General features: G+C 39.5%; 16 protein-coding genes. 5 read left to right on the top strand and 11 right to left on the bottom strand.

Annotated elements, in window-relative coordinates; genetic code table 11:
* Nucleotides 1–52 precede the first annotated feature (52 nt).
* The 7 genes from BUA72_RS10630 to BUA72_RS10600 all read right to left on the bottom strand — a co-directional run bounded on the left by BUA72_RS10630 (nt 53) and on the right by BUA72_RS10600 (nt 10,528).
* Nucleotides 53–3,658 carry a choice-of-anchor L domain-containing protein gene (locus BUA72_RS10630; protein WP_072922895.1) on the bottom strand — a complete coding sequence of 1,202 codons (3,606 nt, stop codon included), beginning with the start codon at nt 3,656–3,658 and terminating at the stop codon, nt 53–55.
* 171 nt (nt 3,659–3,829) lie between these two features.
* A complete protein-coding gene (locus BUA72_RS10625; RefSeq protein ID WP_072922894.1) occupies nt 3,830–6,196 on the bottom strand; it encodes a choice-of-anchor L domain-containing protein in 2,367 nt (788 codons plus the stop codon).
* A gap of 245 nt (nt 6,197–6,441) precedes the next feature.
* Entirely contained in the window at nt 6,442–7,005 is a 564-nt protein-coding gene (locus BUA72_RS10620; RefSeq protein WP_072922893.1) for a DUF1003 domain-containing protein, read from the bottom strand.
* A gap of 12 nt (nt 7,006–7,017) precedes the next feature.
* Nucleotides 7,018–7,788, bottom strand: a complete 771-nt coding sequence (locus tag BUA72_RS10615; RefSeq protein ID WP_072922892.1) for a TIGR02757 family protein — start codon at nt 7,786–7,788, stop codon at nt 7,018–7,020.
* Nucleotides 7,789–7,795: 7 nt separating this feature from the next.
* Entirely contained in the window at nt 7,796–8,710 is a 915-nt protein-coding gene (locus BUA72_RS10610; protein WP_047448573.1) for a ribonuclease Z, read from the bottom strand.
* 345 nt (nt 8,711–9,055) lie between these two features.
* The gene (rdgB, locus tag BUA72_RS10605) at nt 9,056–9,631 is read right to left on the bottom strand and encodes an RdgB/HAM1 family non-canonical purine NTP pyrophosphatase (RefSeq protein ID WP_072923165.1); all 576 of its coding nucleotides are present in this window, start codon (nt 9,629–9,631) and stop codon (nt 9,056–9,058) included.
* A 42-nt stretch (nt 9,632–9,673) separates the two neighbouring features.
* The gene (locus BUA72_RS10600; RefSeq protein ID WP_072922891.1) at nt 9,674–10,528 is read right to left on the bottom strand and encodes a CPBP family intramembrane glutamic endopeptidase; all 855 of its coding nucleotides are present in this window, start codon (nt 10,526–10,528) and stop codon (nt 9,674–9,676) included.
* Between the two features lie 109 nt (nt 10,529–10,637).
* Between BUA72_RS10600 and BUA72_RS10595 the strand changes: the two genes are divergently transcribed.
* Nucleotides 10,638–11,330 (top strand): hypothetical protein, encoded by a 693-nt coding sequence (locus BUA72_RS10595; RefSeq protein ID WP_072922890.1) that lies wholly within the window; start codon nt 10,638–10,640, stop codon nt 11,328–11,330.
* 173 nt (nt 11,331–11,503) lie between these two features.
* The gene (locus BUA72_RS10590) at nt 11,504–13,099 is read left to right on the top strand and encodes a peptide chain release factor 3 (RefSeq protein WP_072922889.1); all 1,596 of its coding nucleotides are present in this window, start codon (nt 11,504–11,506) and stop codon (nt 13,097–13,099) included.
* Between the two features lie 67 nt (nt 13,100–13,166).
* Here BUA72_RS10590 and BUA72_RS10585 read toward each other — a convergent pair whose 3' ends face one another.
* Together BUA72_RS10585 and BUA72_RS10580 are read right to left on the bottom strand one after the other, a co-directional pair.
* A complete protein-coding gene (locus BUA72_RS10585; RefSeq protein ID WP_083544180.1) occupies nt 13,167–15,488 on the bottom strand; it encodes a reprolysin-like metallopeptidase in 2,322 nt (773 codons plus the stop codon).
* Between the two features lie 24 nt (nt 15,489–15,512).
* Nucleotides 15,513–16,007, bottom strand: a complete 495-nt coding sequence (locus BUA72_RS10580; RefSeq protein ID WP_072922888.1) for a hypothetical protein — start codon at nt 16,005–16,007, stop codon at nt 15,513–15,515.
* A 447-nt stretch (nt 16,008–16,454) separates the two neighbouring features.
* On the opposite strand from BUA72_RS10580, the gene BUA72_RS10575 reads away from it, so the two are divergent.
* Together BUA72_RS10575 and BUA72_RS10570 are read left to right on the top strand one after the other, a co-directional pair.
* Nucleotides 16,455–17,411, top strand: a complete 957-nt coding sequence (locus tag BUA72_RS10575; protein ID WP_072922887.1) for a DUF4349 domain-containing protein — start codon at nt 16,455–16,457, stop codon at nt 17,409–17,411.
* Nucleotides 17,412–17,522: 111 nt separating this feature from the next.
* Complete coding sequence (locus tag BUA72_RS10570; RefSeq protein ID WP_072922886.1) at nt 17,523–18,554, top strand: cupin domain-containing protein; 1,032 nt, start codon at nt 17,523–17,525, stop codon at nt 18,552–18,554.
* Between the two features lie 95 nt (nt 18,555–18,649).
* Here BUA72_RS10570 and BUA72_RS10565 read toward each other — a convergent pair whose 3' ends face one another.
* Nucleotides 18,650–19,015 (bottom strand): hypothetical protein, encoded by a 366-nt coding sequence (locus BUA72_RS10565; RefSeq protein ID WP_072922885.1) that lies wholly within the window; start codon nt 19,013–19,015, stop codon nt 18,650–18,652.
* 20 nt (nt 19,016–19,035) lie between these two features.
* Complete coding sequence (locus tag BUA72_RS10560) at nt 19,036–20,175, bottom strand: acyl-CoA dehydrogenase (protein WP_072922884.1); 1,140 nt, start codon at nt 20,173–20,175, stop codon at nt 19,036–19,038.
* 299 nt (nt 20,176–20,474) lie between these two features.
* On the opposite strand from BUA72_RS10560, the gene BUA72_RS10555 reads away from it, so the two are divergent.
* Nucleotides 20,475–22,253 carry an AMP-dependent synthetase/ligase gene (locus tag BUA72_RS10555; RefSeq protein ID WP_072922883.1) on the top strand — a complete coding sequence of 593 codons (1,779 nt, stop codon included), beginning with the start codon at nt 20,475–20,477 and terminating at the stop codon, nt 22,251–22,253.
* Nucleotides 22,254–22,386: the final 133 nt, after the last annotated feature.

Below are 22,386 nucleotides of genomic sequence, written 5' to 3'. Positions count from 1 at the left end.
TTTTTTTTTAACATAAAAAAAACAAACCTTCCAAATATGGAAGGTTTACTTATTAGTTCCTATTTTTTAACAATATCCAACCTGAACGCTGTTCAAGTTTTTTACTCGCTGGATTTTCCCATTGTACTTTATACCAGTACGTGCCTGTAGCGAGGTTCAGACCTTTTAAAGTTCCCCTCCAGACCGCATCGGTCTTGGTAGCTCTGAACAACTCTGCTCCATATCTGTCAAAAACAGACGCTGCAAAATTATTATAGCCGCTGATTCCTGTAAAGTTGATGGTATCATTAATACCGTCCATATTGGGTGTAATGGCATTGCTGATCACAAATGTGAAATAATCCAGTGATGTACTGCACTTTGCATCTTTTTCTCTTACCATCATATGATAATTTGTATTATCCAGAACATTATTGAAAATATTGGACGTCTGCCAAATTATTCCCCCGTCTATTGAAAACTCTAAAACAGCTCCAGAAGGATTGCTGGTGGTAAGAGTAAGCACATGATTTTCATATACCACATTGATAAACTTAGGCAGTTCAGGATTCAACAGTTTTGCGGTGAAAACCTTAGAACATACCCCATTGCTGATGGTTACACTATACGTTCCCGGAACGTTGGTTGATATGGTTTGGGTAGTTGCCCCTGTACTCCATAAATAAGTATAATTAACACCCGGTCCTGCATCCAGAATTCCGGTATCTCCTGCACAGACGTAAACATCCTGTAGTGTAGAAACAATGGCAGGTACAACTTCAATCTGCACTGTCGCCGGATTAATGGAACTACAGCCGTTTCCTCCCAAGGCAAATACAGAATAGATGGTCGTAATCGTTGGAGAAACTACCTGAGTGTTTCCGTTTCCTGGAAGTCCTACCCAGTTATAAGTAAATCCTCCGGTAGCGGTAAGGGTTACAGATTCTCCTGCACATATTTTTAATTTAGATGCGGTGACTCCTGCAGTTGGCGGGCCTACCACAACAGTAACCGTTGCAGGAGTTGCAGAAATACATCCGTTGGCCCCTACTGCAAATACCGTATATACAGTAGTTGATGTTGGAGAAACTACCTGAGTGTTTCCGTTTCCTGGAAGCCCCACCCAGTTATAAGTTACACCACCTGAAGCCGTCAGTGTTACCGATTCTCCTACACATATTCTGGGTTGTGAAGAAACTACTGCAGCAGTTGGCAGTGCTGTATTTTGTGTTACCGTAACCGAAGCTGTATAAGTACAGCTTAAATTACCGGGCTGGGAAACATTCGTAACCGTAAGCGTGTACACTCCACCTGCATTCACTACAGGGTTCAGCGTGTTTGCTCCTGATACAATATTCCCGCCACCTGTTGTTGTCCAGGCAATAGTAGATCCTGCAGGCACTACTGATGCCGAAGCATTTAATGTTGCCTGAGGATTCGTACAGGTAATTTCCTGTGGTGCGGCTATCGTAAGTGTTGTTTCAGCGGTTCTTAGTAATTGAAGTTCAACCACATAATGGCATCCTCCGTTTTTCACTAAAACATATATCGTTTGATTGGCCGGTGGCGCATATGACGTAGGTGTTGCAATAAAATTAGCATTACCCGCCTGAGCATCAGCCTGTAGAACATAATAAGTAAATGTCACCCCACCTCCCGCAGAAGTGATCTGGCTCTGAGCTGTGGTAAGATCATAAGTCAGTCCCGGAGCGTAGCATTTATGCAATACGGCATTCTGTACTGTGATCGGTTGGGAAACCTCAATAGTAATGGTCGCAGGATTTTGAGAGACGCATCCATTAGCTCCTACAGCAGTCACTGTATAAGTAGTGGTAGCAGTAGGTGTTACTGTTTGGGTATTTCCGGTTCCCGGAAGCGTTGCCCAGTTGTATGTTACACCTCCTGATGCTGTCAAAGTAACAGATTCACCGTTACAGATCTGTATTTTGGTTGCGGTAAGACCCGTTACCGGTGGCGCACTGTCTCCTGTCACGGTCACGTTCGCAACTCCTGTACAAACTACACTACCTGGTTGGAAGGTATTTGATATCGTTAATGTATACGTTCCCGGGGCATTGATAACCGGAGTTAATGTATTGGCTCCTGAAACTATGTTTCCTCCTGTAGTTGTCCAGCTGAAAACGGATCCTGCAGGATATACCGAAGCAGAAGCATCTAAAGTGGTCTGAGAACTGGCGCAGGTCAATACGGCCGGAGGTAAAATAGATGGGGCTATCTGAGCTGCTTTTACAAGCTGCAGTTCAGCTACTTTGGCACAGAAGCCGTTTTTGACTCTAACATATACTGTTTGTCCTCCCGGGCTTGAATAAGCAGCAGGACCTGCAATAGTACTTGCATTTCCAGCTAGTGCATCAGCCTGATTGACATAATAATCAAACGTTGCACCGGGTGTTGTACTGATGGAAGCCTGTGCTGAAGGTAAATTAAAAATTGCATTTCCGGCGGTATAGCAGGCTGTAAGCACTGCATTCTGTACGGTAGGAGACGTTCCGCCCACTACGGTCACCGTGGCCGTCCCCGGACAGCTATTTCCCGGAATAAGTACCTGTACACTGTATACTCCTGGTTGTGTGGCAGTATAACTTGGACCTGTAGCATTCGTAATAGGATTATTATTTAAAAACCACTGATAGGTAACATTCGGGGCCTGTACGGAAGCCGTAAATATCTGTGGCGAATTGTCACACATCGTAACTGTAGCAGGAAGCTGCACTCCGGCAGGATCCAGAATCTTTACCCCGATATCAAATGATCCGGCTTCAAGAAAAACACCGGAATCAAAATTGGAATCCGAGTAATCTGCCAAAACCATTTTAAAATGATAAGTCTGACCGGGAACAACCGTTGCTTTTGCAATTAATGGCACAGTACGTCCGTCAAAATTGGTCTCAATCATAGGGTTATTATTGATCCCTGCAAAATACTGCTGATTGACAGGACCACAACCTGAACCTCCGGGAATGGTCGGGTGAATATTGGTTACACTCACCGGGCCCGCTGAGTTCGGAAGTACTGCAAGATTCGTATAGGTAGGATCTGTGGCTTTCTTTAACAGTAAAGCAAATCCATCTGATATGTTACAGGCAAACTGGTGGCTTGTATCGTATTCTTTTGAAGCAAATAAATACCTGAATGTAATTTCAGTAGAAGTGGGAACAAAATCAAATTCAATATAGGTAGCATCCTTCAGCGAATTATTGCTTACATTTAATGCCGTTGCAAGATCTAAATCTCCGGAAGAAGAAGGCAGAGCATCACTTAATGACGTCTCAAGGCTATTTCCTGCTCTTCTGGCAAACCCTGTAGTAAGAATAATTCCTTTCGCAAAAGGGAAAGCGGTAGTTCCTTTGTTAAAAAATCCCCAGCTGCGGTTCGGATCACTGACCGATAAATTGGGAGAAACATTAACGTTGCTCACGTTTGACGTAGAACAGGCTCCTCCGGATATCAACACGTCTTTCACCAGCTGTGTAACGCTGTAACTGGATTCCGGATAATTGGGTGTATTAACATCTATAAAAGCACCGGCTTTCATAGAGGCAGGGTTTATCTTTTTTGGAGTAACTGTAGTCCTGTCTCTGTTTTGAGCAAAAACAGAACTTCCGAAGAGTACAAAAAATAACGCCAAAAATAAACTTCCAATCCTCCTATTTAACATTTTATAGTATTTGAAACAAAAATACTATTTTTTTTGATTGAAATTCAATTTAGCACAATTTACATTATCACTAATACAAGTTTATTTATTTTACAATATAAACTTGCTTTATTTAAAAATAATAAAAAAGACTGGCAAAAATACCAGTCTTTGTAAATATTGTATAAAAATTTATTCCAGATTTTTAAGAAGGATCCATCCTGTTTTCACCGCCATCTCCTTACTGGCAGGATCCTCATAGGTTACCTGATACCAATAGGATGAAGTAGGCAGACGTTTTCCCTGGAAATAACCATCCCAGTACGGTCGGGTTTTAACAGCCTTAAACACCTCTCTTCCATAGCGGTCGAAAACCAGACCCTTAAAGTCCTTATATCCACTCACTCCACTGAAATCGATGATATCATTTACTTTATCTCCGTTTGGCGTGATCACATTCTTTATGACAAATGTAAAATATTCAAGAAATCCTACACAGCTGGTATTTTTCACTTTGACACGGATGGAGATCACTGTATTTTTAGGAACATTGGAGAATACATTGGAAGCCTGCCATGTGAAACCGTTATCTACAGAATATTCCAGTGTCCCATTACTTGGGTTGCTTGCGGTAAGAACCATGGTTCCGTTCACGTTATAATCCACTTTTATGATTTGAGGAACTATGGCACGTATCACCTGAGTTTTAAATTCTTTGGAACACACTCCGTTGCTGATCTTTACGGTATATTCTCCCGGGGTTCCCACGGTAATAGCCTGAGTGGTTTCACCGGTATTCCATTCATAGGTATATCCCGGCCCTGATCCGGCGTCTAAAAGAATCATATCTCCTTCACAGATGTGCCCTCCTTTCAGAGAAGATACAATAGCCGGTACAACATCAACCGTAATAGTAGCAGGCTGCAGAGATCGGCATCCCTGTGCACCGATAGCATATACTGTATAAGTAGTCGTTTGGGTTGGGCTTACCGTTCTTACGCCGCCAGTCGATGATGCGTCACCCCACTGATACGTTACTCCACCGGAAGCGGTTAAGATCAGAGACTCACCGGCACAGATTCTCATTCTTGGCGCGGTAAGCTGGGCAACCGGAGTTTCTTCTCTTCTTAATGTCAGGGTAACAATTTTGCTACAGAAAGCTCCATTGGAAACCAACACATAAATAACCTGGTTATCTGTCCCATTATATGCTGTTGTGTTGGTGATGAAACTGTTATTTTGCGCTTGTGCATCCGCCTGATTGGCATAAAAACGGAATACGGCTCCAGCTGTTGTACTGATCTGTGGTTTTGCACTGTCCAGATTAAAGGTACTTAAAGTCGGGGTAGCACACAGTTTGAGTGTGGCACTCTGAGCAGTAGGAGAAGTTCCTCCTATGATCGTGATGCTTGCTTTCTGACATTCCGTTCCGCCCACAAAAGTTTTCACTTCATATACTCCCGGAGAAGTGGCTATGTATATCGCACTGGTTGCATTAGGAATCAGGACGCCGTTTTTGTACCATTTGTACGTCATTCCAGGAACGGCTGTTACCTGTGCTTTTAAAACCTGTGGGGTATTGTCGCACATATTCAATGTTTCTCCCAGAGGGTTTCCGTTATTGTCAACAATGGTCATTCCGATATCAAACGATCCTCCCTGTAAGAATACAGCAGAATCATAATTATTGTCTATTGCATCCGCCAAAACCATTTTAAAATGATAAGTCTGGCCAGGAATAACGGTGGCAACCGCTTTAAGAGGTATCGTTCTTCCTATAAAATTAGTTTCTACATTCAGTGTATTCAATCCAGCGAAATACTGTTCATTTTTAATGTCTGCAGGACCGCAGCCTACTCCTGCCGGAACAATATTCGTTACACTTACAGGTCCGTCTCCGTTGGGCAAAATAGCCAGATTTTCATAGGTAGGATCTCCTACTTTTTTAAGAAGGAGGGCAAAACCGTCTGCGAAGTCACCACAAGGAAACCCACTGGTGTATTCTTCTGAGGCAAACAAATAATTGAATTTCACCTGATTGCTGTTCGGGACAAAATCAAATTCCAGGGATACCACGTCTTTAAGGTTACCCGGTGGGTTAATGGCTGCTACCAGATCGGGATCATTCATTCCCGCACCCGGCACGATATCGCTTAATGAATTCGGGCCTTCCAAACCGTTTCCAGCCCTTCTTGCTTTTCCTGTTACCAGAAGAACTCCATCAGTAAAAGGGAAATTGGTCGTTCCTTTGTTGAAATATCCCCAGGCTCTCTCTGTATCTGTTGAAAGCTGATTGGGAGTTATGGTTACATTACTCACATTGGGGGCCGCACAGACCGATCCTCCGGAAATCAGCACTTTTTTTACAATATCTTCTATTGTATAGGCTGAAGGTGGGTAAGTGGGTACATTGACGTCTATGAATACACCGGCCTTCTTACTTTCTGCACTAAACTTTTCAGGCTTTGGCTTTCGGTCTGCCCTTTGGGAAAATGCCAAAACAGACGTTAGTAAAAACAGTGTAACTAAAAAGTAATTATTCAATCTATAACTTAACATTTTATTATTGTTTGCTCAAATGTAGCAAAAATATCAATTAAAAACACTCTTTTTTAGTAAGATCAAATAATTCACCACGTGTATTCGTAATAATTTTATTTTATAATTATATATTCCACAAAATTAGTAGGATTACATTTTCAATGTTAAAAACAGCATAAAAAAAGACCGGTTTACTGTTTCCGGTCTTTTATTTCTGAGAATGATTATACTCAGTTATCTTTTGTCCTGTTCGAAAAATCTGTTTATTTCTTCAGTTCCTCAATTTCATTCTTAAGCTGGCTGATGATATCTTTTAGAGCTTTGATTTCATTTTTGTTGGAATTCACATTGCTTTTAAGGATCACATTTTTAGCTCTTTCATTGTGGTCTTCGTCATCCTCGTCCTCATTAATCTCTTCAATATCTTCCTGGATGTCCTCAATATCTTCATTGATCTCCTCGATATCTTCGCTGATTTCTTCAATGTCTTCGCTGATCTCCTCAATATCTTCCTGGATGTCTTCAATATCTTCACTGATCTCCTCGATATCTTCCTGGATGTCTTCAATTTTCTCATGACTCTTATTCACGGACATCTGAATGAAAATAGCCAGATAAATCGCTTCCAGAGAAACGACTGTTGTAAGAATCAAAAGCATTTTGTCAAACTCAACCAAATTGAGCATCGGCAAAAGAAATGAGGTAATAAAGAATAAGGTATGAACGATAAGTGACGGAATAGAACCTACCCACCACGTAATACCGTTTGCTATTTTCTCTAAGATTTCTGTTTTTTCGACTTCTGTTTTTTCAGTTTCTTTTTTCATCCTTTCGTAGTGTTATAAGAGTTCTTTGGTCACTCCCAGTCCAAACAGGGCAAAATCATATTTGGCGGGATCTTTCTCATCAAATTGTCTGATAGCAGCATCCAGTTCTTCCACTGTTTTCCAGTCATTCTGCGTTCTGGAAACCAAACCGAGCTTTCTCGAAATATTTCCCGTATGAACATCCAGCGGAATCGACAGGTGTTTCTGGTCTATATTTTCCCAAATCCCAAAATCTACGCCATGCTTATCCTTCCGTACCATCCAGCGCAGGAACATAATGATCCTTTTGGAGGACGAATTTTTATATGGCGAACTGACGTGTTTATGGCTTCTGTGTTTCTCCGTTTCCAGAAAACTGTTTCTGAATCTTTCAATAGCATGAAGAAAATTGGTCTCCTGATCTTTTACTAAAAATAAATTCTCGAGACTTTCATTTTCTTTATAGATTTTATTGAACTGCCTGATGAAGTAAGCAAAATCCTGGCCGTTAAAAGTTCTGTGTATACTTTTGTCCTGAAGAACTTCGAGATCTTTATCTGAATAATTCAATACAAAATCATAAGGAGAATTCCCCATGATATCCAGCATTTTCTCTGCAGATTTCACAATCGACTTCCGGTTTCCCCAGGAAATAGTGGCCGCCAGAAAACCTGCAATTTCCACGTCCTGTTTTAAGGAAAAGCGGTGCGGAATCTGTATCGGGTCATCTTCTAAAAAATCGGGACTGTTGTATTGGTCTGCCTTTTCGTTCAAAAAGCTTTTTAATTCTTCAAAATTAAGCATACAGGTTTTAAATTTTTACGCTTTCCAGGGCTTTTGGAAGGAAGGTATTGGGAAAAACAGTTCTGGCTTCATCGGTAAATACCGTAAGGTCTCCATATCGGTTTGAAAAATGTCCCAGGATAAGTTTCCCCACTTCAGCTTTCTGAGCGATTGTTGCCGCTTCCAGAGCCGTTGAATGTCCTGTATAATCCGCCATTTCTTTCAGATCATGAAGGAACGTGGACTCATGGTACAGAACGGTTACATTTTTAATGATCGGGAGTACCGTTTCAAGATAGCGGGTATCGCTGCAGAAGGCATAGGAAACCGGAGGTGCCGGATCCAGGGTCAGCACTTCATTTTTAAGAACGTACCCATCACTCAGCACGACATCTTTTCCTGCTTTTATATTATGATAATCACAGCTTTCAATTTCGCTGTATTTAGCGATTTCCTTCATGTTGAGGTGTCTGTCTTTCGGTTTTTCTTTAAAAAGATAACCGTTACAGTATATTCTGTGATCCAAAGGAATGGTATACACTTCTACCCTGCTGTCTTCATAAATCTTTTCGGAATAGTCTTTATCCAGCTCGTGATAAATGACATCAAAACCGCGGTGCGTTTCCGTAATCGTAAAGATGGTTTCCAGCATTTTTTTTATGCCTTTCGGACCGTAAACATGAATAGGAGTATCCCTTCCAAGCAGACGGAAAGACGCTATAAGTCCCGGCAGCCCGAAACAATGATCGCCGTGCAGGTGTGATATAAAGATATGATTGATCTTTGAAAATCTTGCTTTTGCTTTTCTCAGCTGTACCTGTGTTCCCTCTCCACAATCGATCAGGAAGTGTCTTTCTTCTATTTCCAGCAGCTGGGCTGTAGGTGAAGAATTAATGGTCGGAATAGCTGAGTTAAAACCCAGTATCGTTAAATAAGTACTCAAATCAATAGTTTATTGAAACAAATGTACGACAGAAAATTTAAACATAGCACGAGTTCAGGATAAGACATTTTTTTAGACATCAGATTTCAGGTATCAGACTTTAAACGGGAGCAAGAATGTCAATGGTGAATTTTGCTTCGCAAGTGAATGGTGAATTTTAGATGGCAGCTAGCAGATATTAGGTGATTAGTTTGTAAGGATATTAAAGAATGGGTCAAAGGATTGGAACCCGGCACACGCATCCCGAAACTCTAAAAACTCTAAAACTCTCCGACCCTGAAACTCATAACTCATAACTCCCTCAAGCCCTCAATCTTAATTTTCTTATCCTGAACTCGTTCAGAATTAATATTTTACTTTTAAGAAGTCCAGGAACAGGTCTAATGCCTGTTTACGGTGGCTGATTCTGTTTTTATCTTCAGGATTCATTTCTGCAAAAGTCATCTCATATCCTTCAGGAACGAAGATAGGATCATATCCAAATCCTTTGTGTCCTTTGTTTTCTGTCAATAAATTCCCATGGGCTTTCCCTTCAAAATAGCGGGCTCCGTTTTCATCATAATAACACAAAACAGTAATGAAATACGCCTTTCTGTTTTCTTCACCTTCCAGTTCGCTTAAAACCTTTTCCATGTTTTTAGCAAAATCGTGATCTCCTGCATAACGGGCGGAAAAAATTCCGGGTCTGCCGTCTAAACCTTCCACTACAAGTCCGCTGTCGTCACCCAAGCTGGGAATTCCGGTTTTCTCAAAACAGTATTTTGCTTTGATCAGGGCATTGGCGTTAAAAGAATCGCCGTCTTCTACAATTTCTTCGTGAATATTATAATCTGTAAGGCTTTTTACTGTAAAATCATTTCCCAGAATCTGCTGGATCTCTTCTTTTTTGTGTACGTTGTGCGTAGCAACCAATAATTCCATATCTATATTCATTTTTGCTCAATTCGTTTGTCCGTATTTTTATTACGGCTCACTCCTGTTATCTCTTAAATTTTCAGCGTAATGCACTTTATTCTTTTTCATGAAAAGGTAGTAGAATAAAGAAAAAAGAACAATTCCAACGGCTAAAATGACCCATTCGGAAATTTTCAAGGCATCTGCAAAACTTTCGCTTTTGGTGTAAGTCACCAGCATTGAAGAACACAGGTTGTTAAATCCGTGCAGCAACATCGGCAGCAACAAAGATTTTGTTTTATAATATACTAATCCCAGAACCCCTCCCAATAATACCGCACCTACAAACTGCCATGGATTTCCGTGGATCAGTCCGAAGATAACGGATGTATAAAAAATCGCTCTTTTAGGATCTACTCCTTTATTCATTAATCCTTTCTGGATAATTCCCCTGAAAATAATCTCTTCAAAAATAGGAGCCATAATCACGGTCATGATGATCATGATCACGGGTTCAAAGGTCAGCTGTTCCATCAGCTGGGCAAAATATTCATAATACTTTCCCCAAAACGGTCCCGTGACAGGAATCAGTGAAGTGATAAATTCGGAGATAAACATCATCCCAAGCATCATAGGGAATATCAGGAGGTAGGTATAAAAATTTGTGGGAGAAAAGTTGAAATTCAGTTTTTTTCCTGTGCTCGGCCTCACAATGAAAAAATCAAAAAAAGCAATTGCTGTCAAAAAACCAACAGCATTCGTCAGCATTAAAAACCAGTCTTTCAGTTCAAGGTTTTCTCTGAAAGCAATTTTCCAGAAACTTCCAAAAAAAGTAACAGCCATTGTTCCTATGAATAGTCCTGCCACCAGAACAAGACCACCGATCCATGTGAACGTAAACTTCGGATACCTGCTATTTTCCATGCTTTTCTCTGTAAAAAATTTATGAAAACAAAGATAATTTTTTTGAAAGCCTTGGGCAACTAAAAAAGGAAATACTTATTTTCGCCTATTCATCACAATCACAGCCAGAATGAACTCAGAAAAGTCTTTCCAAAGTTTAGAATCTAAAATCAGCACATTTCCGACATTCATACTTCAGACACTTCTTTATGGCGTATTGCTTTTCGGTTGTGGTTTTCTCATCCTTCTTCCCGCGTACGGAATTTACAAAAGAGGTATTGAAGTGATGCTTATTCCGGCATTAATCTGTTTTCCTATAGGATTTGGCATTTTAATTCCTTCAGTAAAGCATTATATCATCAAAAGAAATCTTACAGCAAGTAAAATTATCATTAATGAAACCGGAATTCTTTATTGTAATTCAAAAAATGAAACTGTAAAAAAAATACTGTATGCCGATCTTGTTGCTTCCGGAAAAGAATTTGACATCTCATCACATAATACCAGAAATAGCGGAATCATACCGTTGCTCGAGGTTTTTACCCAATCTGAAAAAGATGCTTCAAATTCTTTATATGTTGAAATGACTCTTCCACTCCATGTCGTCAAAGACCGGTATACCCTATACGCCCGTTTTCTGCAGGGAATCAGTATTTTCAGACCGGATCTGAAAATTGCTCCTCAGGTTTTTCACAGCTATTTCATTGATCGAGAAACATGGAAAATAGATCGAAAAAGTGAAGGTTTTATACTTCTGTTCGTTATATCAGCAGCCTTTTTAATCTGTGGACTTATCCTTTGGCTGGTATTTTATTTTACTTAAAAAGAGAATTTAGACTAGTGTTCATCTTTATGCCTTAATTAAACACTCAAACCTTAAAACTCTCCCCCTCGCAAACCCATAAAGCCCCTATTCTACCTTCCCAACCATTTATTCCCGTAAATTATTTGAAAACCTCGCAAAAAATCCCGATTTTTGCAACTTCAAAATACACTATGTCAGACTTAATCAAAGAAATACAAAAAAGAAAGACTTTCGGGATCATTTCCCACCCGGATGCCGGAAAAACAACCCTTACTGAAAAATTACTTCTTTTTGGGGGTGCGATTCAGGAAGCCGGTGCGGTAAAGTCCAACAAAATAAAAAAAGGAGCTACCTCCGACTTTATGGAAATCGAAAGACAGAGAGGGATCTCTGTAGCGACTTCCGTATTGGCATTTGAATATAAAGACCACAAAATAAACATCCTGGATACACCGGGTCACAAGGATTTTGCTGAAGACACTTACAGAACTTTAACTGCCGTAGATTCCGTAATCGTTGTCATCGACGTTGCAAAAGGGGTTGAGGAGCAGACTGAAAAATTGGTGAAGGTCTGCAGAATGAGAAACATCCCGATGCTTGTTTTCATTAATAAGCTTGACCGTGAAGGTAAGGATGCCTTTGATCTTTTGGATGAGGTGGAACAGAAATTAGGATTAAGAGTTGTTCCGTTATCCATTCCAATAGGGATGGGAAGTGACTTCCAGGGAATTTATAACATCTGGGAAAACAATATTCAGTTATTCCTTGAAGAAAAGAAACAGAAAGTAGGTGAAACGATTAAGTTTGACGATATCAATGATCCTTCAATTGACGAGGTGATCGGAGAAAAAGCAGCTCAAAACTTAAGAGATGAGTTGGAACTTGTACAGTCTGTATATCCTGAATTCAGCCGTGAGGATTATATGGCAGGTGACCTTCAGCCTGTATTCTTTGGTTCTGCATTGAATAATTTCGGAGTACGTGAGTTATTGGATGCCTTTATTGAAATCGCACCGATGCCTCAGCCTAAAGAAAGTGATACACGTCTTGTGAAACCTGAAGAAAGTACTTTCACAGGATTCGTTTTCAAGATCCACGCGAATATGGATCCGAAGCACAGAGACCGTTTGGCCTTTGTGAAAATTGTTTCGGGAACATTTAAAAGAAATGAAAATTATTTATTGGTAAGAGAAGGTAAAAAAATGAAGTTCTCTTCTCCAAACGCCTTCTTCGCTGACAAAAAGGAGGTTGTAGACGAAAGTTTCCCAGGAGATATTGTAGGTCTTCACGATACCGGAAGTTTCAGAATCGGTGATACGCTGACGGGAGGTGAGAAACTGAGCTTCAAAGGAGTTCCAAGCTTCTCTCCTGAGCATTTCCGTTATATCAACAACAATGATCCGCTTAAAGCTAAACAACTGGCAAAAGGTATTGATCAGCTGATGGATGAAGGGGTTGCGCAGTTATTTACCCTGGAAATGAACAACAGAAAGATCATCGGAACGGTAGGTGCGCTTCAATATGAGGTAATTCAGTACCGTCTTGAGCATGAATATGGTGCAAAATGTACCTACGAACCTCTTTCCATGCACAAAGCCTGTTGGGTGGAAGCTGACGAAAAATCTGAGGAGTTTAAAGAGTTTGCAAGACTGAAGCAGCGTTTCCTTGCAAGAGATAAATATGATCAGCTGGTATTCCTGGCAGATTCTTCATTCACGATTCATATGACACAGGAGAAATTCCCGAATGTGAAACTGCATTTTATCAGTGAATTTAATAATGAATAATATTAAATCCCATAAAAACAAAAAACCGTTCCTATGAACGGTTTTTTTTTTAATCTATAGGGAGGATTTACTTAGGGACCATCATTAATTTCTTAACAATTTTTTCTCCATCTACCGTCACATGAATCATATAGGATTCGGTAGGTAAATGTTTTAGGTTAATCTGTTCCAGATCGTTATCAAATATATATTTAGTCTTTTTAGGAACAACCAGTTTTCCATCCATTGAAAATATTTCATAAGAAATAACATAAGGACGTAAAGGAACCTGTCTAGGGAAATCTGCTTTAATGTAAACATAGCCATCATTGGAAGGCACAGGATATATCATCAGCCCCTGATAAATTCTTGTAGGAATTATCGGATTCCCCGGATTTGGACCGGGATCTACTACCACTGCTGAATTAATTGTAAAATTTTGAGAATTCACATTTAAAAATACATTATCCACAGCTTTCACCATAATTCTGGCATTGTTTGAAACTGTTCCAAGACCAGCCGGAACAGTATAATTATAGGTACCACTGTTAGGAGTACTTGCTACCAAAACTGTTGGGAAAGTAAGACCACCGTCTTTTGACAACAGAATTGTTACATTTGGTGTGCTTACAGGCGCAGCTGTTGTATTGGCAACATCCCAGGTAATGGCATAGGACTGACCCTGAGTCCAAACAACTCCAGCAGTGTTTTGTGAAGTAACCACGAAAGGTCCAGCAGCATTGATAACGGTAAGTTTCACATCATCACGTCCTGTCTGCCCTCCCAGTGGATTATTATCTCTTACAAGAACTGAAAAATTAAGATCTCTTCCTGCAGAGGCAAGTTTCTCCCATGCTCTCACATCCGTAGGAGTTACAATGGCAGGGTTATAGCCCGAAACAATGGTTGAAAGTCTCGGAAAATATCTTGAAGGTGACGATGTAGGCATTACAGACCTGAAAAGAGGTCCCACTGCATTGGTCGGTTGAGGCGGCTGAGTCGCAACCCCAAAATCAGTCTGTTCCCAGGTATAGGTAAGCGCGTCATTATCTGCATCTGTAGCAGTTGCGGTTAACATAAACGGTGTACCCTTCGGTATACTTTTGTCTAAGCCGGCATTGGCAATGGGCTCTGTATTGGCAATAGGCGTTTTAACACCACAGTTGGAAGTTGTCCCTGAAGTTAACCGGGTATACATTTCTGCGATGCTTACTGCATGAAAATAAGCATCACTATGGGGCTGTACATTGGGAGCACAAATACCGGCATATCCCATAATAGAGCTGGCACTTCCCGGCTCTATGGAAGTAGGCGTATTTCTGTTACAACCATTATTTTGCGTATGGTTGGCACCAAACTGGTGTCCCATTTCGTGGGCTACATAATCTATTACAAAAGGATCTCCTACCGGAACTGCAGAACCTGTAACTCCACCCGCCTTACTGTTTCCACAAATGGAAGGAGTGGCTGCCAAACCGTTATCATTTCCTGCGTTTGCCTGAAAGAACAGGTGTCCGATATCGTAGTTGGCTGCACCAATAACAGTATTGGTAACCGTGATATTTTCATTTAACATCTGCCCGGCATCCAGGGTATTAAAAGTATCTGTACTGATAAAGAATAAAGAATCTGTATTCGGAATAAGCTGTAATCTTACGGAGATATCTTTTTCAAAAACTTCATTCAATCTTGTGACAGCCAGGTTAACAGCTGCAAGAACTGCCGCTTTTTTCTGAGCATCCGTTCCTGCACCTACACCGGCCTGCCCTGCAATATAAGCCGTGTATTCTGTTGTGGTTGTAATAGCCAGCCTGTATTTTCTAAGCAATCCGTCAATGACTGTTTTCTGAACATTTAAAGCTGATTCATTCCGTTCATTATTTTCATTAAAAAGACATTCAAACTGATTGGGAGATGACGCATTTTTCCTGTCATAAAGTTTATAAACGTTATTATCTTTTGTATAGGAATCAATATAATAAATTCCCTGATTATTTCTGATCATCCCGTTAAATCCAAAATAAGGATCTATGGTAAACTTTAAAACTGCTGACTGGTCTCCTTTTTTGAAACCGCTGTAAGAACGGATCTCAGAATATCTGCTCTGAAGGTCGGGATGCATCGTTGATGATTCGAAAACCTCGTAAGTATCAAAACCTCCTTCAGAATTTGGAAAATTCAACAGGACTCCTTTTTTAGACAGATGCAGGTCACTGTCCGGCAAATTTTTAAGTTGATTTTGAATTTCACTGACATTAAGTTTAAACAAAGTGAAATCAGTAATCTTTACATTACTTTCACGAATTTCACTGTTGATTTTCGAGTCAGATTTTTTCCAGTAATTTTTTTGAGCAAACCCCACTGCTGAAAACATGAGTAAGGTTCCCAAAACCAGTAATTTTTTTCTCATTTATTTATTTTTTTTAAATTTAAATTAAGAGGTTATTAGCTTAACACCTGAAGGAATTTCCCCTTCTACTTTAAGAATCAGTATGGGATTCTTTTCTCTGTTTAATAGATATTCTTCGTTATTAATTTCTTTGTAATACACATTTAAAACAGATTTCACTTCTTCTATTTTCTGTATTTCAATATCTCCGTATGGCTGTGTTTTCAATCTGGGCTTCAACACCAGCAGAAACTCATTTTCATCTAATGTAGGAATGGGTGCCGACCGCGAAAATCTCTTATCTTCCATTAAACGGTATAATTTCACGGTTTCCTCAAAAGATTGCAAAATGGTATACTCTTTTAATGATACATCCCTATTCAGTCTTCGTACTTCTGAAAATTTAATTTCAGTATTATTTCTACTCATGACTGATTCTGTTTTAACACTATTTTTTGAAGCAGAAACATTTGTACAGCCTAATCCTCCTCCGAATCCAAACAAAAGCAATAAAAAGCTCAACAAAAATAATCTTTTCATTATTAAAATATTAATACACAAATGTAATTATTCAAAATGCAAATTATAAATATTTTTTAAAAAACTATCAAATAACCGTTAAATTAACCAAAAAACACAATAATTAATTATTAAAATCATTCAATTGTTTAAAAATAACTAATAATTTAAATAGCAAAGCAAGGCCGAAGCATCTTTTCCCTGCAAAGTTAAACATCAAAAGTCAGCAGCGGAAAAATCTGTTCGACAGCTAAAAAGTATACAATCCTATTGAAAGTTTCCATACATCTTTTTATTTCTGCTTGAAAACATACATAAGTTCATCTGAAAATCTTTTGTAAATCTTTTGTAAAATAAAAACAAAATACTGAAAACAAGTTAATTACAATTTTACCAGTACATTACTTTCCATTTACAAAAGTTTGGCTCCGTTCACCGCTAATTTTACTTCATCAAAAAAATAATGTTATGAAAAAGTTCATATTACTCGTGGCCGTATCCAGCACTTTTATAATGTGTAAAAAGGCAGAAGGGACCCAATCCAAAATAGAAGATACATTACACGCCGCAGACAGTACAGCTGCAGCTGTAAGCGAAACCGTTAACTCTATTAATAATACAGCAGATAAAGTTCTGGATTCGGCGAGCGTCAGAATAAAAGATTTTGAAGATGCAAAAGGGGAAATCAAACAGAAAATAGAAAATACTTCGAAAATGGTAGATTCTCTTTCTGATAAAATTACCTCTACCAAACTGGAATCGAAAATCGAGAAAAAAGATTCTGCGGAGAAAAAAACTGAAAAGATCGTTGTGAATGTTCAGGCTCCAAAAGTGATCAAAGAAACCAAAATCGTATACAAAGACCAACCGAAAAACGACAGCTATGAGCTCAATGCGAAAAACAGAATGGTAAAAACCGGAGTGCTGTCCGTAAAGGCTGACAATGCCGATACCGTAAAAGAACTGGTAAGGGAAGAAACTTTGAGAAATAACGGGTATGTAAAAAGTGAAGAGCTGGCTTATGTTACCGCAGAGCCTGTCAGAAGGGAATCTTCTTACACGGAGAACACACGAAGAGTATATTATATGGACATTAAAGTGCCGATCCGCAATTTTGATACCTTAATGAATGATCTGAGCACTATCGGTGATATTGAAACCAAAAACATACAGGTTGCCGGAAATAACTATGCAGACAATACCCTATGCACGATAACGGTAACCCTGACGGATAAATCTGATGTTGAAAAGGAACCTAAAACTTTCGGTGGAAAATCACTGGCAGCCATTTCATCAGGCTGGGGAGTGATCACATCTGCCTTTCTTTTCATTCTTCCCCTGTGGCCATTATTCATTATCGGCGGGATAGTATACTATTTTTATAAGAAGAAAAACAAAAAAACGACCGACGACCATCCTCAATAAAACAGAATCCATCGAAAGATGGATTTTTTTAATATTTTTTTAATCAATACAAAAATTTAGAACCATTACTTCTTCCTATATTTATATTTATTAAGACAAGCATAATAATCCATGGATAAGACGCTTCCCAATTTTAAATATGAACTGGAAAAAAAAGAGCCCAGATTAGGACCTGGTGGGATCACGAGAGGTGTTTCCGTAAAGGAATTTGAAGCTTCACAAAATCTTGCAGGAGTGAGTATGCATCTGGATCCGGGAGCCATCCGCGAACTTCACTGGCATGCCAATGCTGCGGAATGGGGTTATGTACTGGAAGGACAGATGAGAACAACGGTGATTGATCCGGAGGGTCATGTTTCTGTTGATATTTTCAATCCGGGAGATGTCTGGTATTTCCCCAGAGGTTTTGGTCATGTTTTGCAGTGCATCAGCAGTACAAGCTGTCATTTCATTCTGATATTTGACAACGGTGATTTTTCCGAAGACCATACGTTCAGCATTACAGATTTTATTTCAAGTGTTCCTGTAGACATTGCGGCTCAGAATCTTGGGATTACTGAAGAAGAGGTTAAAAAGCTATATCAGGGAGAAGCCTATTTTGCCCAGTGTGAGCTTCCTGATATCCGTTCGGGACTTTCTACGGCAAGAGGTGAAATTTCATTGGTATCAACACATCGTTACCCTCTCGGGGCACAACAGCCGATTACGGTTCCGGGCGGAGGTTTACAGAGAGTGGTTACCCAGAAAGAGTTCCCTATTGCAAAGACGATTACCGGCAGTATTTTCGAGATAGAACCGGGTGGCCTGAGAGAAATGCACTGGCATCCGAATGCAGATGAGTGGCAGTATTATATTCAGGGACGTGCAGAAATGGGTGTATTTCTGGCTGAAGGACAGTTTGTAAAGGATGAGTTTGAAAAAGGTGACGTAGGCTACGTTCCGATGGGAGCCGGACACTACATCAAAAACATCGGATCTGAAAAGCTGATTGTTCTGTTAGGATTTAATAACGGACTTTACGAAGCGATTGACCTGAGCAGCTGGATCAGTGGAAACCCGAAGGATATCCTAAAAGGTAATTTCGGTGTAGGCGATGATATTGTTGATCAGTTTCCAAAATCAGATCAGCTGATTATAAAATAGAAGATTAAAAGTGAATAATATCGCTTGAAAGAGCGCTCATATATTATTAAAGTAAGTGGTTTGTAAAAGAAAGGCTCCCAAATGGGAGCCTTTCGCTATTTCATATTCACTACTTTGTCTACAACAAACTTTGTGTTTCCTCTCCAGGGAAGTGCTCCATTGTATTCTTTGTAATGAAGATCAAAAGTTTTACCGCTGTTGCTTTCCAACTGCTTAAAAATTTCAGGATCATCTACAGAAAATTCAAACTCGTAGCTTGTAATGGTTCCTGTTTTCCCTTTTCCAAAACCTTCCTGGATCAATTTTCCTTCGTAGGTTTTGAAGACATAGCCTTTTTTCATGGCATAATTCAGATAGCCGGATTTCACCCCTTCCCCAAAAACGAAAAAGTATTTGTACCATACAAAAACGCTTATCAGAAGAAGGACTACGCCCAGACTGATCCACAAAGTTTTTTTCATAAGCAGTGTGTTTTAAATATTTATTTTGCGATGCTTCTTGAAATCACAATTTTCTGGATTTCAGAAGTACCTTCATAGATCTGCGTGATCTTCGCATCTCTCATCATTCTTTCTACGTGATATTCCTTCACGTATCCGTATCCACCGTGGATCTGTACTGCTTCAATAGTAGTATCCATTGCTACCTGAGAAGCGTATAATTTTGCCATAGCTCCGCTTTCAGAGATATCTTTACCGGCATCTTTCTCACATGCAGCTTTGAAACACAGCATTCTTGCCGCCGTGATCTGAGTAGCCATATCTGCCAATTTGAACGCAATCGCCTGGTGATTGATGATCTCCGTTTTGAAAGCTTTTCTTGTTTTAGCATATTTTAAAGCCAGTTCGTAAGCTCCTGAAGCAATTCCCAACGCCTGAGAAGCAATACCGATTCTTCCTCCGTTCAATACTGCCATTGCAAAATTGAAGCCGAAACCGTCTTCCCCGATTCTGTTCTCTTTAGGTACTTTTACATTGTTGAAGATCAAAGAGTGTGTATCACTTCCTCTGATTCCCAATTTGTCTTCTTTTACGCCTACTTCAAAACCTTCCCATCCTCTTTCTACGATGAAAGCGTTGATTCCTTTATGTTTTTTCTCAGGATCTGTCTGTGCAATTACGATGTAGTAAGAAGCTGTTCCACCATTCGTGATCCAGTTTTTAATACCGTTTAAAAGGTAGTAATCTCCTTTATCTTCTGCTGTAGTTTTTTGAGAAGTAGCATCAGAACCTGCTTCAGGCTCAGATAATGCGAAAGCTCCAATTACCTTTCCGCTTGCAAGAGGTGTAAGGTATTTCACTTTCTGTTCTTCGGAAGCAAATTTTTCAAGACCTGCACATACCAATGAGTTGTTTACAGACATTACCACAGCTGCAGAAGCATCTATTTTCGCGATCTCCTCCATGGCCAGAACGTAAGAAACACTGTCCATACCAGCACCTCCGTATTTAGGATCCACCATCATTCCCAGAAGCCCCATCTCTCCCATTTTCTTTACTTGCTCTGTAGGGAATTTCTGCTCGCGGTCTCTTTCGATAACTTCGGGTAATAGTTCATTTTGTGCAAAATCTCTTGCAGCCTGCTGAATCATCAGCTGTTCTTCCGATAAATTAAAGTCCATAAAAAATAATAATTAGATAGCCGTAAATTTACACTTTTTAACGAAATCTGAAAATAGAATTGGAAATTAGGGAGCAGGTGGCAGGGATTAGGTGGCAGGGATCAGTGAATGAAGGTGATAGAGACTAAAATTCAGGGTTAGGTTAAATGAATTATCGTATCGGTATTTTTTATACAATGGTTATAAATTCTTTGTTTGTTATGGTAGGCATTCAATTAATTTTCAATTGGTGATTTCTGATTACTACAATTAAAAAAAATGCTTATATTTAAAATTCTTTAAAAATTGCTTAAAAAATCATGACGATCAAAAGATTATTCGATATTCCACACTACGCTTTAGAAAAATTTCCTAAAACGGATATGTTTGTTACCAAATATCAGGGCGAATGGAAAAAAACTTCAACGTTAGAGTTTATCAATCAGGGAAATAAAATATCCAGAGGACTTTTGAAACTGGGAATAAAACCCGGAGATAAGATTGCTCTGATCACTACCAATTCACGTACAGAATGGGCGGTAATGGATTTTGGTCTATCCCAGATCGGTGTAGTTTCTGTTCCTGTATATCCGAGTATTTCTGCTGAAGATTATGAATTTATCTTTAATAATGCTGAAATACAGTATTGCTTTGTGTCCGATAAAGAACTTCTGACGAAAGTGATGAAAGTAAAGCATAATATCCCTTCTTTACAGGGTATTTTCACTTTCGATACGATAAGCGGAGCAGCCAACTGGAGAGAAATTCTGGATCTTGGAGAAGATGATTCCACACAAATTGAAGTGGAAGACCTTTCCAATGCGATTAATTCTGAAGATCTGGCCACTATTATTTATACGTCAGGAACTACGGGAAGACCAAAAGGAGTGATGCTTACCCATCATAATATCGTTTCGAATGTTCTGGGTTCAATTCCAAGAATTCCTAAGCGAAAAAGCCTTGATTACAAAGATTCCAGAGCTTTAAGCTTCCTTCCGATCTGTCATATTTTTGAAAGAATGCTTTTCTATCTGTATCAGTACAATGGATTTTCCATCTATTTCGCTGAAAGCATCGATAAAATGGGGGAAAACATCAAAGAAGTGAAGCCTCACTATATGACTGTGGTACCAAGACTGGTAGAAAAAGTATACGATAAAATCTACAATACAGGCTCTTCTGCGGGAGGTCTGAAATCTAAAATATTCTTCTGGGCTTTAAACCTGATCAGTAAAAAGAAAACCATCTCTAAACCATCCGGACTGCAGGAAATCATTGCCGACAAGCTGGTATTTTCCAAGTGGAGAGAAGGTATGGGAGGAGAAATCGTAACTCTGGTTTCCGGTTCTGCCGCATTGTCTACGAGGCTGAATATGATGTTCCAGAATGCCGGAATTCCTATTCTGGAAGGCTACGGACTGACAGAAACTTCACCGGTAATTGCTGTTAACAGTTTTGAGAAAATGAAAGTTGGAACTGTTGGGGTACCATTGGACAATTTACAGGTAAAAATTCAGGAAGACGGTGAAATTACAGTAAAAGGACCTTCGATCTTCAAAGGCTATTTTAAAGCTGAAGATATGACTAAAGAAGCTTTTACAGAAGACGGATTCTTTAAAACAGGAGATATCGGACATATTGATGCGGAAGGATTCCTTCAAATCACTGACCGTAAAAAAGAAATGTTCAAAACATCAGGAGGAAAGTACATCGCTCCGCAAACTATTGAAAATCAAGCAAAAGCTTCAAAATTCATTGAACAGATCATGGTGGTAGGTGACGGTGAAAAAATGCCGTGTGCATTGGTACAGCCTGATTTTGAGTTTGCTAAAAACTGGGCTATGAGAAATAACCTGAATATCGGTTCCACTCCGGCAGAAATCGCCAAAAGCCCTGAATTAAAAGAAAGAATTGAAAAGGAAATAGAAGGCATCAACGAACACCTTGGCAACTGGGAAAAGATCAAAAGAATCGAACTTACCCCGGAAGTTTGGGCGATCGAGACAGGACTTCTGACGCCTACTTTAAAGCTGAAGAGAAAAGCGGTCAAAGAGAAGTTTATGGATCTCTACAATAAAATGTACGAGCATCACGACTAAAAATACAATGAGCTGTTTCAAATGAAGCAGCTTTTTTTATGTTTTGGCTGAAGCCGTGGGTGAAATTATTAAACGTGATGTAAAACGGGCTAAAGCCCGTTCCTATTGAATATTATCATTAAGCGTTTATAAG

It is taken from the genome of Chryseobacterium sp. OV279 (assembly GCF_900128945.1).
In the GTDB taxonomy this organism is placed as follows: domain Bacteria; phylum Bacteroidota; class Bacteroidia; order Flavobacteriales; family Weeksellaceae; genus Chryseobacterium.
Note: the sequence above shows the minus strand (reverse complement) of the source record. Positions and strands in the feature narration are given on the sequence as shown.

Excerpts from the sequence above, each read along its gene's own strand:
- BUA72_RS10630 (WP_072922895.1), bottom strand. The coding sequence starts at position 3,658 with ATGTTAAATAGGAGGATTGGAAGTTTATTTTTGGCGTTATTTTTTGTA.
- BUA72_RS10625 (WP_072922894.1), bottom strand. The coding sequence starts at position 6,196 with ATGTTAAGTTATAGATTGAATAATTACTTTTTAGTTACACTGTTTTTA.
- BUA72_RS10620 (WP_072922893.1), bottom strand. The coding sequence starts at position 7,005 with ATGAAAAAAGAAACTGAAAAAACAGAAGTCGAAAAAACAGAAATCTTA.
- BUA72_RS10615 (WP_072922892.1), bottom strand. The coding sequence starts at position 7,788 with ATGCTTAATTTTGAAGAATTAAAAAGCTTTTTGAACGAAAAGGCAGAC.
- rdgB (WP_072923165.1), bottom strand. The coding sequence starts at position 9,631 with ATGGAATTATTGGTTGCTACGCACAACGTACACAAAAAAGAAGAGATC.
- BUA72_RS10600 (WP_072922891.1), bottom strand. The coding sequence starts at position 10,528 with ATGGAAAATAGCAGGTATCCGAAGTTTACGTTCACATGGATCGGTGGT.
- BUA72_RS10595 (WP_072922890.1), top strand. The coding sequence starts at position 10,638 with ATGAACTCAGAAAAGTCTTTCCAAAGTTTAGAATCTAAAATCAGCACA.
- BUA72_RS10590 (WP_072922889.1), top strand. The coding sequence starts at position 11,504 with ATGTCAGACTTAATCAAAGAAATACAAAAAAGAAAGACTTTCGGGATC.
- BUA72_RS10585 (WP_083544180.1), bottom strand. The coding sequence starts at position 15,488 with ATGAGAAAAAAATTACTGGTTTTGGGAACCTTACTCATGTTTTCAGCA.
- BUA72_RS10580 (WP_072922888.1), bottom strand. The coding sequence starts at position 16,007 with ATGAAAAGATTATTTTTGTTGAGCTTTTTATTGCTTTTGTTTGGATTC.
- BUA72_RS10575 (WP_072922887.1), top strand. The coding sequence starts at position 16,455 with ATGAAAAAGTTCATATTACTCGTGGCCGTATCCAGCACTTTTATAATG.
- BUA72_RS10570 (WP_072922886.1), top strand. The coding sequence starts at position 17,523 with ATGGATAAGACGCTTCCCAATTTTAAATATGAACTGGAAAAAAAAGAG.
- BUA72_RS10565 (WP_072922885.1), bottom strand. The coding sequence starts at position 19,015 with ATGAAAAAAACTTTGTGGATCAGTCTGGGCGTAGTCCTTCTTCTGATA.
- BUA72_RS10560 (WP_072922884.1), bottom strand. The coding sequence starts at position 20,175 with ATGGACTTTAATTTATCGGAAGAACAGCTGATGATTCAGCAGGCTGCA.
- BUA72_RS10555 (WP_072922883.1), top strand. The coding sequence starts at position 20,475 with ATGACGATCAAAAGATTATTCGATATTCCACACTACGCTTTAGAAAAA.